This window comes from Nocardia sp. NPDC056564, from assembly GCF_042793755.1.
Lineage (GTDB): Bacteria > Actinomycetota > Actinomycetes > Mycobacteriales > Mycobacteriaceae > Nocardia.
In genome coordinates, this window is record NZ_JBHTUR010000005.1 from 316558 (window position 1) to 328729 (window position 12172).

At 68.2% G+C, this 12172-nt stretch carries 11 protein-coding genes; 4 read left to right on the top strand and 7 right to left on the bottom strand.

Annotation, left to right across the window (positions count from 1 at the left end):
- Nucleotides 1-70 precede the first annotated feature (70 nt).
- Nucleotides 71-1747 carry a hypothetical protein gene (locus ACFQ9K_RS16145; RefSeq protein ID WP_378717836.1) on the top strand — a complete coding sequence of 559 codons (1677 nt, stop codon included), beginning with the start codon at nucleotides 71-73 and terminating at the stop codon, nucleotides 1745-1747.
- 122 nt (nucleotides 1748-1869) lie between these two features.
- Here ACFQ9K_RS16145 and ACFQ9K_RS16150 read toward each other — a convergent pair whose 3' ends face one another.
- A complete protein-coding gene (locus ACFQ9K_RS16150; protein ID WP_378717835.1) occupies nucleotides 1870-2463 on the bottom strand; it encodes a TetR/AcrR family transcriptional regulator in 594 nt (197 codons plus the stop codon).
- A gap of 103 nt (nucleotides 2464-2566) precedes the next feature.
- Here ACFQ9K_RS16150 and ACFQ9K_RS16155 point away from each other — a divergent pair, with 103 nt between their 5' ends.
- Nucleotides 2567-3313: an SDR family oxidoreductase gene (locus ACFQ9K_RS16155; protein WP_378717833.1), complete on the top strand. Its 747-nt coding sequence runs from the start codon at nucleotides 2567-2569 to the stop codon at nucleotides 3311-3313.
- Between the two features lie 17 nt (nucleotides 3314-3330).
- A complete protein-coding gene (locus ACFQ9K_RS16160) occupies nucleotides 3331-4350 on the top strand; it encodes a WGR domain-containing protein (RefSeq protein WP_378717831.1) in 1020 nt (339 codons plus the stop codon).
- 15 nt (nucleotides 4351-4365) lie between these two features.
- Here ACFQ9K_RS16160 and ACFQ9K_RS16165 read toward each other — a convergent pair whose 3' ends face one another.
- Nucleotides 4366-5475 carry an NADH:flavin oxidoreductase gene (locus tag ACFQ9K_RS16165; RefSeq protein WP_378717830.1) on the bottom strand — a complete coding sequence of 370 codons (1110 nt, stop codon included), beginning with the start codon at nucleotides 5473-5475 and terminating at the stop codon, nucleotides 4366-4368.
- A gap of 204 nt (nucleotides 5476-5679) precedes the next feature.
- Here ACFQ9K_RS16165 and ACFQ9K_RS16170 point away from each other — a divergent pair, with 204 nt between their 5' ends.
- A complete protein-coding gene (locus tag ACFQ9K_RS16170) occupies nucleotides 5680-6126 on the top strand; it encodes a MarR family winged helix-turn-helix transcriptional regulator (protein ID WP_378717828.1) in 447 nt (148 codons plus the stop codon).
- Nucleotides 6127-6235: 109 nt separating this feature from the next.
- Here ACFQ9K_RS16170 and ACFQ9K_RS16175 read toward each other — a convergent pair whose 3' ends face one another.
- The 5 genes from ACFQ9K_RS16175 to ACFQ9K_RS16195 are packed head-to-tail and all read right to left on the bottom strand — an operon-like array spanning nucleotide 6236 to nucleotide 12053.
- Nucleotides 6236-7138 carry a formylglycine-generating enzyme family protein gene (locus tag ACFQ9K_RS16175; protein WP_378717827.1) on the bottom strand — a complete coding sequence of 301 codons (903 nt, stop codon included), beginning with the start codon at nucleotides 7136-7138 and terminating at the stop codon, nucleotides 6236-6238.
- A complete protein-coding gene (locus tag ACFQ9K_RS16180; RefSeq protein WP_378717824.1) occupies nucleotides 7135-8469 on the bottom strand; it encodes an MFS transporter in 1335 nt (444 codons plus the stop codon). Before ACFQ9K_RS16180 ends, ACFQ9K_RS16175 begins: the two co-directional genes overlap by 4 nt.
- Before the next feature lie 31 nt (nucleotides 8470-8500).
- A complete protein-coding gene (locus ACFQ9K_RS16185) occupies nucleotides 8501-10273 on the bottom strand; it encodes a sulfatase (RefSeq protein WP_378717822.1) in 1773 nt (590 codons plus the stop codon).
- On the bottom strand, nucleotides 10273-11487 hold the full coding sequence (locus ACFQ9K_RS16190; protein ID WP_378717821.1) for an FAD-dependent monooxygenase: 1215 nt from the start codon (nucleotides 11485-11487) through the stop codon (nucleotides 10273-10275). The genes ACFQ9K_RS16185 and ACFQ9K_RS16190 overlap by 1 nt, the downstream gene beginning before the upstream one ends.
- Nucleotides 11484-12053 (bottom strand): DUF6790 family protein, encoded by a 570-nt coding sequence (locus ACFQ9K_RS16195; RefSeq protein ID WP_378717819.1) that lies wholly within the window; start codon nucleotides 12051-12053, stop codon nucleotides 11484-11486. Before ACFQ9K_RS16195 ends, ACFQ9K_RS16190 begins: the two co-directional genes overlap by 4 nt.
- Between the last annotated feature and the right edge of the window lie 119 nt (nucleotides 12054-12172).

Below are 12172 nucleotides of genomic sequence, written 5' to 3' on the forward strand. Positions count from 1 at the left end.
GGAGATTAGGGCCTCGCGTGGCTGTCGTGCTCGTGGTTGCATGTGGGGGCGCAGGACGAGGCGGAGGATTATGGGATACGACTGCACATTGCATCTGGTGGACGAGGGCGCGATTCGGGAGCAGTTCGTGCCCAGGCTGCTCGGCAGTTCGAGCGGGCCGACGGCATTGGATCGGGTGCATCCCGGGGCCGAGGAGGTGTGGCGGCAGGTACGGGAGCTGCTGCTGGGCGCGGACGGGCGGGCCGCGGCCGAGGCGGTGTCCGTCGCGGCGATCATGTTCAGCGCTTCGATGCTGCCGTACCGGTACGAGCGGGGACTGGCGCTGAGCCTGGCGTTCGAACCGGGGCGGGTGTTCCCGGACGCGGTATTCGAACCGAAGGCGCAGTACGCGCCGGACCTGCTGTTCACCGAAGTTGTCGCGGCGCATCCGCAATTGGGTGGACGGTTCTCGTCGGGGTGGTTCAGCGGGAATTACTCGACGGGTCTGTATGTGCCCGCGGATCATGTCGCGGAGGTGCTGGAGTGGCTGCACGAGCAGCTCGAACCGATGCCGAAGGGCGAGCAGCGGAAGTACCGGGGGATCGTGGCGACCCTGCGGGCGGCGGTCGACCGCAAGCTGGGGTATTGGGAGGCAACCGATCTCGCGGTGCCCGCGGCCGGTGAGTTCCCGGGCGATCCGGAGCTGATGTGGGCGCAATACCTGGGCAACGACGGAACTCCGGCCGCCGAGGTGCAGACCGCGCCGGCCTCGCCGATCGCGAGCGTGCTCGATGCCATCGTCGACGGATTCCTGTTGTCGCACAGCGACGGCCGGGCACCGCGGGTGGAATTGTGGGACCTCGAGCCGTGGCCGCCGCGTTTGGCGTTGCAGCGCAACGAATTCTGGGTGGGGGCGGCACGCTCGCCGGCCGGTGGGTGGCTGGCGCAGTCCACCGTCGACACGACGGCGCGCCCGCGGGTGTTCGGCCCGATCCTGGTGGACGGCTCGGACGACGCCCCGCGCGTACTGCCGGCCAAGGGGCCGGGCGAGGCCGACCTCTACGCGCACGAGTGCTATTTCCTCGGTGATCGCCCCGTGGTGTTGCACGAAGTCAAGACCCACCTGCTGAGATTCGGCGGCTTGAATATCGGTGACCCGCTGCCCGGCCCGCTGTGGCTCACGGAATCCGGTGCGTGGGAACAGATTCCCTGCATCCCGGCGGCGGCGGTGGTGAAGAGCTCGATCGGCGATGCCGCGCTTCCGCTGACCGGGGACGCCCGGCTCGCGGACGGCAGCACCGTATTGATCTGGGACGGAAACGGTTACGAGCTCGACGCCGCGGCCACCGGCTGCGTCCGGTCCTTCGAGATGGGCGCACAGCGCTCGTTCGTCACGTTCACCGCGGTGCCGGCCGGTGACGACGGATTCTTCTATCTGTCCGGCCGTCGTCTACACGAGATCCATCGAGGCGGTGCCCCGCTCCGGCATGTCGAAGCATGGACCAATGTGATGGCCGTGCGTCCGGGCCCGGACGGCGGCCTGCTCCTGAAGTTCGGCGAGAACGACGAGGGCAACGTCGGCGCCCTCTACTTCCCGGACCAGGGCACCCACATCCCCCTGCCACCCGAGATGTTCGACGACCGCTCCAACTATTCGGCCGTGTACTGGAGCCGAGAGGCCGATCGAATCGTGGTGATCGGTGGCGGCTTCGTCGCCGTCCCGGTGAAAACCGTTCTGGCGCAACCGAGATCGGCGGTGCCGGAGTAGGGCGGAGGACGGCGCCGACCCGCTGTACGAGTGGTCGGCCGGCCGCCGACTTCGCGGTCGGCGATCGCGGACGGATCGTTGGTTCGCGCCGCCGGAGCGTGCCCCGGGTGGCGCCGCTGTCGTCAGCGGGTGACCGAGCGTTCGATCAGCTCGAGTACGGCGGTTTTGGTGAGCTGTAATTCCTCGTCGCCGATGCCGGATTTGTAGAGGAATTCGATGCCCTGCATGACGGCGATCAGGGCGCGGGCGGTGGCTTCGAGATCGAGGTCGGCGTCGATCTCGCCGTTCTCCTGAGCCTGGGCGAGCAGACGGGTGAACAGCGTGCGGGTTTCGGATTGGGCCCGGCAGGCGCGGGCCCGGATCTCCTCGTCGTGGGTGCTCAGCGCGGCGACGGTGCTGGCCATCAGGCAGCCCTGAGGCGGTAGGTCCATGCGGCCACCGTCCTCGAACACGACCGCCGAGGTGATGCCGTGCCAGGGACTCGGGTCCGCGGTGACGGCGGCCTCGAGTCCGGTCGATTGACGAGTGCAGTAGTCGTCGAGGATCCGCAGGAACAGGTCGCGTTTGCTGCCGAACGCGCCGTAGAGGCTCTGCGTTCCCAATCCGGTTGCGTCGGTCAGGTTCTGCACCGATGTCGCCGCGTAACCGTTGCCCCAGAACGTATCTCGCGCGGCGATCAGAGCGGCCTGCTCATCGAACTTCCTCGGCCTCGCCATAGCTGCATGCTACCAGTTATTGAGTGATCCCTCAAATTTGACAAACCGGGCCGTTTCCGCTGTATTTGAGTGAACGTTCAAAAACTGGAAGAGGGTGCCGCAGATGACAACACGACTGCTCGAGGGCAAGACCGCACTGGTGACGGGAGGATCCAGGGGTGTCGGCGCCGGTATCGTCGCCCGGCTGGCCGCCGACGGTGCGCGGGTCGCATTCACCTACGCCAACTCCGCGGAGCGCGCGCAGACCGTCGCGGCCGCGGCCGGTGCGGCGGGCGGTACCGCGCACCCGATCCACGCCGACAGCTTGCACGAGCGGGACGTCGAGTCCGCCGTCGCGCAGACCATCGACCGCTTCGGCACCCTCGATATCCTGGTCAACAACGCCGCCGTCGCCACGATGGCCCCGATCACCGAGCTGAAGCCGGCGGAGATCGATGCGATGTTGACGATCAACGTGCGATCGGCGATCGTCGCCATCCGAGAGTCGTTGGCGCACATGGGCAACGGCGGGCGGATCATCAATATCGGCAGTATCAACGCCGACCGGACGCCATTCCCCGGCCTTTCGGTATACGCCATGACCAAGGGCGCGCTCGCGAGCCTGACCCGCGGTCTCGCGCACGAACTGGGCCCGCGCGGAATCACCGTCAACAACATCCAGCCGGGCCCGATCGACACCGACGCCAATCCCGCCGACGGACCTACCGCATCCGCCCAGCTCGGCGTGATGGCCACGGACCGATTCGGCACCGCACCCGAGGTCGCCGCCTTCGTCGCGTATCTCGCCGGGCCCGACGCGGCCTACATCACCGGCTCGAGCCTTAACATCGACGGCGGGTATACCGCGTAACCCGGCAAGATGAAGGCGTGTCCGAGGTGCGATATTTCGAGAAGAACGACGATGGCGTGGTGCGGTTCTGGCGGATCCGCCGTGCGGGAATCCGCTGTCACATGTCCTGGGGACAGGTGGGCGGCAAGGCTCTGGGATCGAGCATGACGCTCGACGATCTGGCCCATGCCGAGCGGCATCTGGCCAGGAAGGTCCGGGAGAAGCAGCGTCAGGGATACGTCGAGGTGGCGGCGCCGGTGCTGGTCGAGGCTGCCGACGAGATGGCGGACGCCCCGCTGCTCGACGTGATGCGGGTGCATGAGGACAAGCGGTACGCGGGGGCGTGGGATGCCTACTGGGCGGGCTACGCGCCGGTCGACGGGCGCGCGGGGGTGTTCGCGAAGTTCTTCGACTTCCAGCCGAGGGCCTTCTATCAGTACCTAGTGCTGAGCGCGGACGAGCGTCGTGGCCTGGAATTCGTGGTCAAACAGCCAGGCCACGATCCCCGAACCATCTCGGCCTTCCTCGACTTCGTCTGCCCGCGAACGGAACTGGCCTTCGACGGCCGATCCCATCACAAGCTGCCCGCATCGATCGGCCGATTCGATCACGTGCTGTTTCGTGCCCCGTCGCTGTGCGGCAACCGGTATGGCGGCCGGGTGGGTTGGGCCGTCCCGATTCTCGACTGCGAGATCGGCGACGAGGACACCGAGACGCTGGTCGAAGCGCGGATGCAGGGGCGGGACGCGATGCCTTCGACCAGCTGGGATCGTGCGCCCTACCCGGTGATCGACCTGAAGTTCGATCTGCGCAGTGCGAACGGCTTCGCCGAACTCGGCGGTCGAACGTCGCTGCGGGAGAAGAGGTTCAAGGTGTATCGCCGATCGATGCTGGAGCGCGGGCTCCGGCTGCTGTCGGCAGCGACGCCGGACAGTCGCTTCGAGATCCGGAACTATCGACGGGAGATCCTGACGCTTACTCCGGCGGACGTCGCCCCGCGGACTCCGGCCGAGATCGACCGGTTCCTGCGGGGCGGCGCTGCGGGAGAACGTGATTGAGCCGAGCTCCGGGTCTCAGTTGAGGGACTTCAACACGCCGCGGTCGAAGGCGATGGCCTCGTCGAGGCGGCCCTGGAGCGCCTTGTTCGCCCAGTCGGGGTTGGCGAGCAGGGCGCGGCCGACGGCGACGAGGTCGAACTCGTCGCGCTCGAGGCGATCGAGCAGCTGATCGATGCCGGCCACCTCGGCCTGCTTCTGCCAGCCCGCGGCGCCGACGAACTCCTGATCCAGCCCGACCGAGCCGACGGTCACGGTGGCCTTGCCGCTGAGTTTCTTGACCCAACCGGCGAGATTGAGGTCGCTGCCGTCGAATTCGGGCAGCCAGTAGCGGCGGGTCGAGGCGTGGAAGGCGTCGACTCCCGCGTCGACCAGCGGGGTCAGGATCTGCTCCAGCTCGGCCGCGCTGTCCGCGATCTTCGCCTCGTAGTTCCCGGACTTCCACTGGGAAAGCCGGAAGAACAGCGGGAAGCCGGGGGAGACGGCGGCACGCACGGCCGCGACGATTTCCGCGGCGAACCGGGCCCGCGACGCGGGGTCACCGCCGTAGCCGTCGGTGCGCTGGTTGGTGCCGCTCCACAGGAAGCTGTCGATCAGATAGCCATGTGCGCCATGCAGTTCCGCGCCGTCGAAGCCGAGCCGCTCCGCCGCCGCGGCGGCCTCGGCGAACGCGGCGACCGTGTCGTCGATGTCGCGCTGGGTCATGGCGTTTCCGGCCGGGCCTCCGTCGAGCCCCACCCCGGACGGGCTCTCGGCGGGCGGCTCGGTCGCCGTGCGGGCCACCCCGGTGTGCCACAGCTGGGGAATGATCCGGCCGCCGGCGAGGTGCACCTGCTCGGCCACGTGCGCCCAGCCGGCCAGGGACTGCTCACCGTAGAAGTGCGGCACGTTGGGGTAGGCGCCGGCCGCGGCCCGGTTGATGTAGGTGCCCTCGGTGATGATGAGGCCGACGTTGTTGGCCGCCCGGCGGGCGTAGTACTCGGCGACGTCGGCGCCGGGGATCCCGTCCGGCGACATGTTCCGCGTCATCGGTGCCATCGCGATCCGGTTCGACACGGTCAGATCGCCGACCGTGAACGGCCGATCCAGCAATCGCCGGATCCGCGTGGTGTCTACTGCCGAGGTCATATCGTCTCCAAGGTCGGCGCCGAGCTGATGACAGCACCATGGTCGGCTGCGGTAGGGGAAGCGAGCAGTGCGGGAAAATAGTTGAGCAACTCAAGCGACTCACCGACAGTACAACCGCAAGTGCTTGATTCTGTCAAGCATCCCGACCCGCGGTGTCCGCCCGGGAAGCTTGAGTTCGTCAAGTATTCGGCCTACCTTTGCAGGGTGCCGCACTCCTCGCCACCCGCTTCGCCGACCGCGCTCGACGTGATGGCGACCGTCACCGAGTTCTGCCGCGTCTATCAGCAGGACTTCCTCGCCGCGGCCCAGGGTCTGGATCTGACCTACAGCCAGGCCAAGCTGCTCGGCCTACTGGCCGAACCGCGAGCGATGCGGGAACTGGCGGAGGCCCTGTCCTGTGACGCATCGAACATCACCTTGCTCATCGATCGACTCGAGCAGCGCGGCCTGGTCGAGCGGCACGTCGACCAAGCCGATCGCCGGGTGAAGAAGGTGGTCGCCACGGCCGAGGGCACGGCGATCGCCCGGCAGGTGCGCGAGCAGATGCACGGTGTCCGTGCGGCGCTGGAGGCGTTGAGTCCGGCGCGGCGGCGCAGTTTGCAGGGCATTCTCGAGCAGCTGCACGCCCACATGACGACTCGTCCGGACTGACTGCTCAGGCGGTCAACTGCTCCACGGCACAGTGCCGGAAGGCCGCTACCGGACGGGAATCCTCGGTGCGGGTCGCCAGCACGACCCGGCTGGCTGCGCGGCGACCCGATCAAGTGAGTTCGATGGGCTGGTCCAGTGGGCCTGCGGTGCGGAAGCCGGCGTTGCCCATGGTGGAATCCGGGGTGTTCGAGGAGCGGGCGGCGGTGCGGTATCTGGTGCAGTAGCTGTCGTGGCAGAGGTATGAGCCGCCGCGCAGGACTCGCGAATGTCCGGTTGCGGGGCCTTGCGGATCGCGAACGCGGCCGGTTCGGGCATCGTTGGTGTAGGTGGTGGGGGAGAAGTGGTCGGCGCACCACTCCCAGACGTTTCCGGCGGTCTGCCAGAGTCCGTATCCGTTGGGCTGGTAGGTGCGTACCGGCGCGGTTGTCCGAAATGTGTTCTCCTGCATCGTGGTCGGGAAGGATCCTGTCCAGATGTTCGCCCGCCACCGGCCGCCCGCGCCCGGCGGTTCGTCGCCCCACGGATACCGGGCGCCGGATAGCCCGCCGCGCGCGGCGAATTCCCACTGTGCCTCGGTCGGCAGGCGACGACCGGCCCAGTCGCAGTAGGCGACGGCGTCGTGCCAGGAGACCTGCACGACCGGATGATCGCCGAGGTCATCGATGCCGGAATGCCGTCCCCGCGGGTGCCGCCAGTTCGCTCCCCGCACCGCCAGCCACCATGGCGCGCGCGTGGCGGGGCTGATGACGTCTGCCTCGTCGGCGGCCAGCACGAGGTGGAAAACGGCGGAGTGCCCGCACTTTTCCGCGTCGGTCTGGTATCCGGTCCGTTCGGCGAAGGTCGCGAAGGCGGCATTGGTGACGGTGGTCGTGTCGATCGTGAACGGCGAGAGTTCCACGGTGTGCACGGGCGTCTCGCCGTCGGCGTGGAATCCGTCCCGGTGCGGATCACCCATCGCGAAGGTTCCGCCGGGCAGGTCTGCCTGTTCGATCGGGTGGCGGGCGGGGTTCATCCGGCCGCCGCGGGTCGGGCCTGCTCGATCACGAGGGCGCGTTGCCGCTCGACGTCGCGGGGATAGGTGCGATAGAGAATGGTGCAGAAGGCGGCGTTGACGAGCATGAGAACGCCTGGGATCCACAGCATTACGCCACGGAGGCCGATCACGTCGGTGAGCAGTCCGGCGGCGAGGTTGAACAGCGCGTAGGCGAGCGCTTCGAACACCGACAGCAGGAGCGCGAAGGCGGCGCCGCGCATTTCCGGCGGTACGACGGCCGCCACGATGGGCCGGTTCACCCCGGGGTTCAGGCCCTGCATGAAGCCGAGGACCGCCCAGAATCCGGCGAAGATTCCGATGCCACCCCAGTCGTGCTGGGTGCCGACCAGCGCGACGACGCCGAAGCCGAACTGAGCGAACTGCAAGACGATGATGCGGCCGATCCTGGGCAGCCTGCTTTGCAGGAAGTCGGTGGCCAGACTGCCGCCGAAGGTGCCGAGCAGATAGCCGATGCCGAAGGGCAGCGTGACGATCGACGCCACCGCGGTGGTGAAGCCGTAGGTGTGCACCAGGAAGACGATGCCGAAGCTCATGATCAGCAGGTGACCGGAGATGAGCCGCTGTACCAGCATCAGGACGAAGGTGGGGATCCGGAGCATCTGCCGGACCTTGGTCCAGGTGATCCGGCTGTCCTCGGCCTGCTGGGTCGTCGGCGCGGCGATTTCGCTGGCGCCGACGGCGGGGTCGTCGAAGAACACGGCCAGCAGCACGGCGGTGAGCACGGTGACCGCACCCCAGGCGAAGAATCCGTAGCGCCAGCCGTCGGGTACCCGGGACAGTTGCCCGATGAGTGGTCCGAGCACCGAACCGAGCAGGGAGATCGCGCCCCAGGTATAGCCGTTGGCGCGACCGCGGGTGGAATCGTCGAACAGGTCGGCGGTGATTTCGCTGGCAATCGGCAGGGCCGCCGCGATGAACGCGGCCGACACCCCGTACAAGACGATGAGCTGGGCGTAGCTCTGCGCGAGACCGGTTGCCGCGGTGGCGATTCCGGCCAGCCCCGAGGCCACGGCGAACGCGACCTTGCGATTGGTCCGGCGCGCCACCCACGCCCACAGCGGCCCGAAGACGATGCTGATGAACTTTCCGATGGAGGTCAGGTAGCCGACCGCGCCCGCGGGCGCCGCGACCGCCTGGACGATGACCGGGGCGAGGGTGCTGAGCACACTCGATTCGTTGTTGTCGGCCCAGAGCGGAGCGACGACGAGGGCGAGTTTGCGCCACCGGCCGGGAACGATCACCGGCGTGCCGGTGGTGGCCGAGGACGCCGGTATGACGGTGTCTGTCAACGGAATACCTCACTGAGGATGGTGGAGAAGGTCAGCTTTCGGCCAAGGCCTGATCGAGTTGACGCAGGGTTCGCCTGGTCAGTGCCGGGGTGAAATCGGCGAGGTCGAGGAGGGTGACCGAGCCGGTCTGCTCGGCGATGCGCTCGATCGCGGGACCGAGCGCGGCCTCGACGATCGTGCGGGTGCCGGCGGTGGCGAGGAGTTCGGTGATCGGCGTGTTCACCCCCGGCCGTCCGGTGCGGAAGTCCGCCGGAATCGGTAGCGGGGCAACGGCTTCCTGATAGGCGCGCAGTTGGGTCCGGGCCAGAAGGTGCCGGGCGTCGGCGGGTCCGTCGAGCGGCAGGCCGAGGCGGGTGAACTGCGAGTCCGGCGCGGCGCTCGCCCGCATGAGTTCCAGCAGGAGGTTGATCATCCGCAGTTCCAGGTCGTCATCGACGATCGGATTCGCTTGGTGTGGGTCGCTTTCCAGGTCGAACAGGGCGGTGCCGAAGTCGAACGGGTCGCCGACCGCGAACCCGGGCACCCGCAGCACCGGGACGTTCTTGGTGAACGGGAGCGGGCCGACCAACTGCGCGTTCTCCAGTTCGGCCGGAGCGAAACGGGATGCCATGTGGGTGGGCATCAGCGTGTGTTCGAAAAGCGGTGCGTTGCCCGGGGCGGCCGGGGCTCGCAGGTATACGTACCGCCCGTCGGTGACATTGACGTGCCCGCCGAAGATCCCGAACAGCGCCCCGGCTCGGTGCCTGTCCGGCGCCGGGTCGCGCAGCAGCGGAAGCAGGGACCGGCCTTGCATATCCGCGGTCGGCGGGAGATCGAAGAAGTCCAGCAGGGTGGGGCCGAAGTCGATGGTCTGCACCAGTTCCCGGCAGGTGCCCGCGGTCGTGCGGACCACCGGATCCCAGACGAACAGTGGCGTGTGGATGTTCTCGTCGTACCAGGGCTGCACGTTCTTGCCCCACCAGCCGTGCTCGCCGAGCAGGAACCCGTGGTCGGTGCACACGATCAGCAGGGTGTCGTCCCAGAGGTCCAGCTCGTCGAAGGTGTCCAGGACGCGACCCAGCGACGTGTCGCACATCGTCAGCAGCGCGGCGTATTCGGCTCGCGTACGGTCCACGGCCTCCGGGGCTTCGGCCACCCGCTTGTAGTCGGGCCACGCCGGGGCCTGGTCCGTCGCGGCCGCAGCGGGGTAGTGGCGCCGGGATTCGCGGTCGGAGAAGTAGGGTTCGTGCGGGTCGAAGCACTCGATCTGCAGGAACCACGCGTCCTCGGCGTGATTGGCGCGGATGAACTCGAGTCCGGCCTGCACCGTCCGGACCTGCGGGTGATCGGCGGGCTCGGTCAGGTACTGCCGGTTCACGAGATCCTGCCGCCACAGCCGGTTTCGGACCCGACGCGGGCTCTGCGGTTGCGGTGGATCGGCGACCTGGCCCTTCCACGCGTCGCCCTCCTGTCCGCGGAAGAACTCGAAGGTGCGGAAGCGGCTGTGGTACGTCGCTCCGCCGTCTTCCCAATAGTGCGGATGGTCGGTGACCAGATGCGAGTAGACCCCCGCCGCGGAGAGCAGTTCCGGGACGGAGTCGTCGAAGGGTTCCAGCGGGCCCCAGGAACGATGCAGGAAGTTGTGGCGGCCGGTGTGCATCTCGCGGCGGGCGGGCATGCACGGCATCGAGCCGCCGTAGCAGTTGTCGAACCGCACGGTGTGCGCGGCCAGGCGGGTGAAGTTCGGGGCGTGTACCCAATCGGCACCGTAGGGCGGCAGGAACCGGCGGTTGAGACTGTCGAACAACATCAGGACCGCGCGCATCAGCTGCTCACCTCGGATCGCGCCGCGGCCACCGGGTCGCTCGTCGCGAGGGTGGTTGCGGGTGTCCAGGAGAAGGTTTCGCGCAGTGAGTTCAGATACACCGAGCGCGGCGTCAGCCACACCGAGTTGTTCCGGAACGCGACCTTCAGCGGATTGCGCCATTGCGCGACCCGGCCGGCCGACGCCGACGCCTGGGCCAGTTGCTGGGTCCGGCCGCGCCGGGCCAGATCGTAGCCGGCGATCACGGATTCCACGGTGGACTCCGTGGCGGCGAGCGCGTTCAGGGTCGCGGCGTCCTCCAGTGCCTGTGCCGCGCCCTGGCCGAGGTCGGGGGTGATCGCGTGCGCGGCGTCGCCGAGCAGGATGGCCCGGCCGGCGGCGTAGCTGGGCAGCGGTGTCTCCAGGGAGTAAATATCGTGTCGCAGTAGGGATCTCAGCGGAGTGGCGTCGATCAGGCGGGGGATCGGGTCGTGCCAGTCGCGGAAGAGTCGCGCGACCGTTTCGATGGTCGCGTGGGTGTGGGAGTTCGGCGGCGCCGACAGCGTGGCGTACCAGTAGACCCGGCCGTCGGTGAGCGGCATGACGCCGAACCGCCTGCCCCGCCCCCAGCTCTCGATCAACGAGCGCCCTACCTCGATGTCGGCGGCGGCCTCGGCCGGTACCACGCCGCGCCAGGCGAGGTACCCGGCGTAGGCCGGTCCCGGATGGTCGGGAAACAGCCGAGCCCGGGTCGGACTGGCGATGCCGTCCGCGGCGACGATGAGTTCCGCACCGAGCGTTGCGGTTTCGTCGGCGGTACGCCGGAACGTGACGGTGCCCGCGGCGGGATCCACCGCGGTGACCTCGTGGCCGGTGCACAGGTTGGTGTGCCGCAGCGCCCCGATCAACACGGCGTGTGCGTCGGCCCGGTGCAGCATGTACCCGGGGACACCGAACCGGCGGACGACCTCGGTGACATCGCCGCGCAGCAGCCACCGTCCCGATGCGGTCCGAATCCCCGTGGTGCCCTGCGCGGCATCCAGCGACCGGAGTTCGTCGTGCAGTCCCAGCCAGTTCAGCGCGCGCACCGCGTTGGGTGCCAGCATCAGCCCGGCGCCGACCGGGCGGAACCGCTCCGCTCGTTCCAGCACGGTCACCCGCCAGCCCGCACGCTCGAGGCCGAGGGCCGCGCTCAACCCGCCGATGCCGCCGCCGACCACGATCGCGGTGTTCATGCCCGCCTGCTCCCGGCCGCGTTCGACAGGCCATTCATGGTGCTGGACAACAACGTTGACGCCTCGGCCGACTGTGCGGCGAGTCGTTGGGCGCGGTAGGCGAGGACGATCATGACCAAGGGGAACAGCAGATCGCAGACCAGGACTCCGCCGGTATTGCCGGGAGCGTGATCGCCATGGGCGAACCACTGGTAGACGTGGCCGATCAGCGCGCCCCACAAGAACATTCCAGCGCCGAGGCCGATCGTGATCCGCTCGCGCGCGGAGGCCGAGACGGCACGGAAACCCATGACCGCGAGTCCGAGGTTGGCGAACGCGATCTCGAACTGGAACGGAGTCGAGTCGAACCCGATCGCGGTCGCCATCACCTCGGGCACCGTCAGGAACGTGATCGTCATCCACAAGCTGCCGAACCCGAGCGCGACCACGGCCCACCATCGCTGCCAGGTCTCCAATGCGGCTGCGCGAGAAGGACTGTGCCGGGTGGCGATGAGGGCGCCGATGACCGCGACCAGCGGCCAGAACAAAGGGACTGAGGTCCGAGCGAGGTAAGCCATGCTGTTCATATCCTGAGTCTTGCATAGTTAATATTAACCACGCAAGACTCTTGCGTGGCCGGGAATCGGGGATGACGGTCCCGCCTGAAAGGTGTTCTCCGCCATCGGCATCCGCTCCGTGTCGTTGC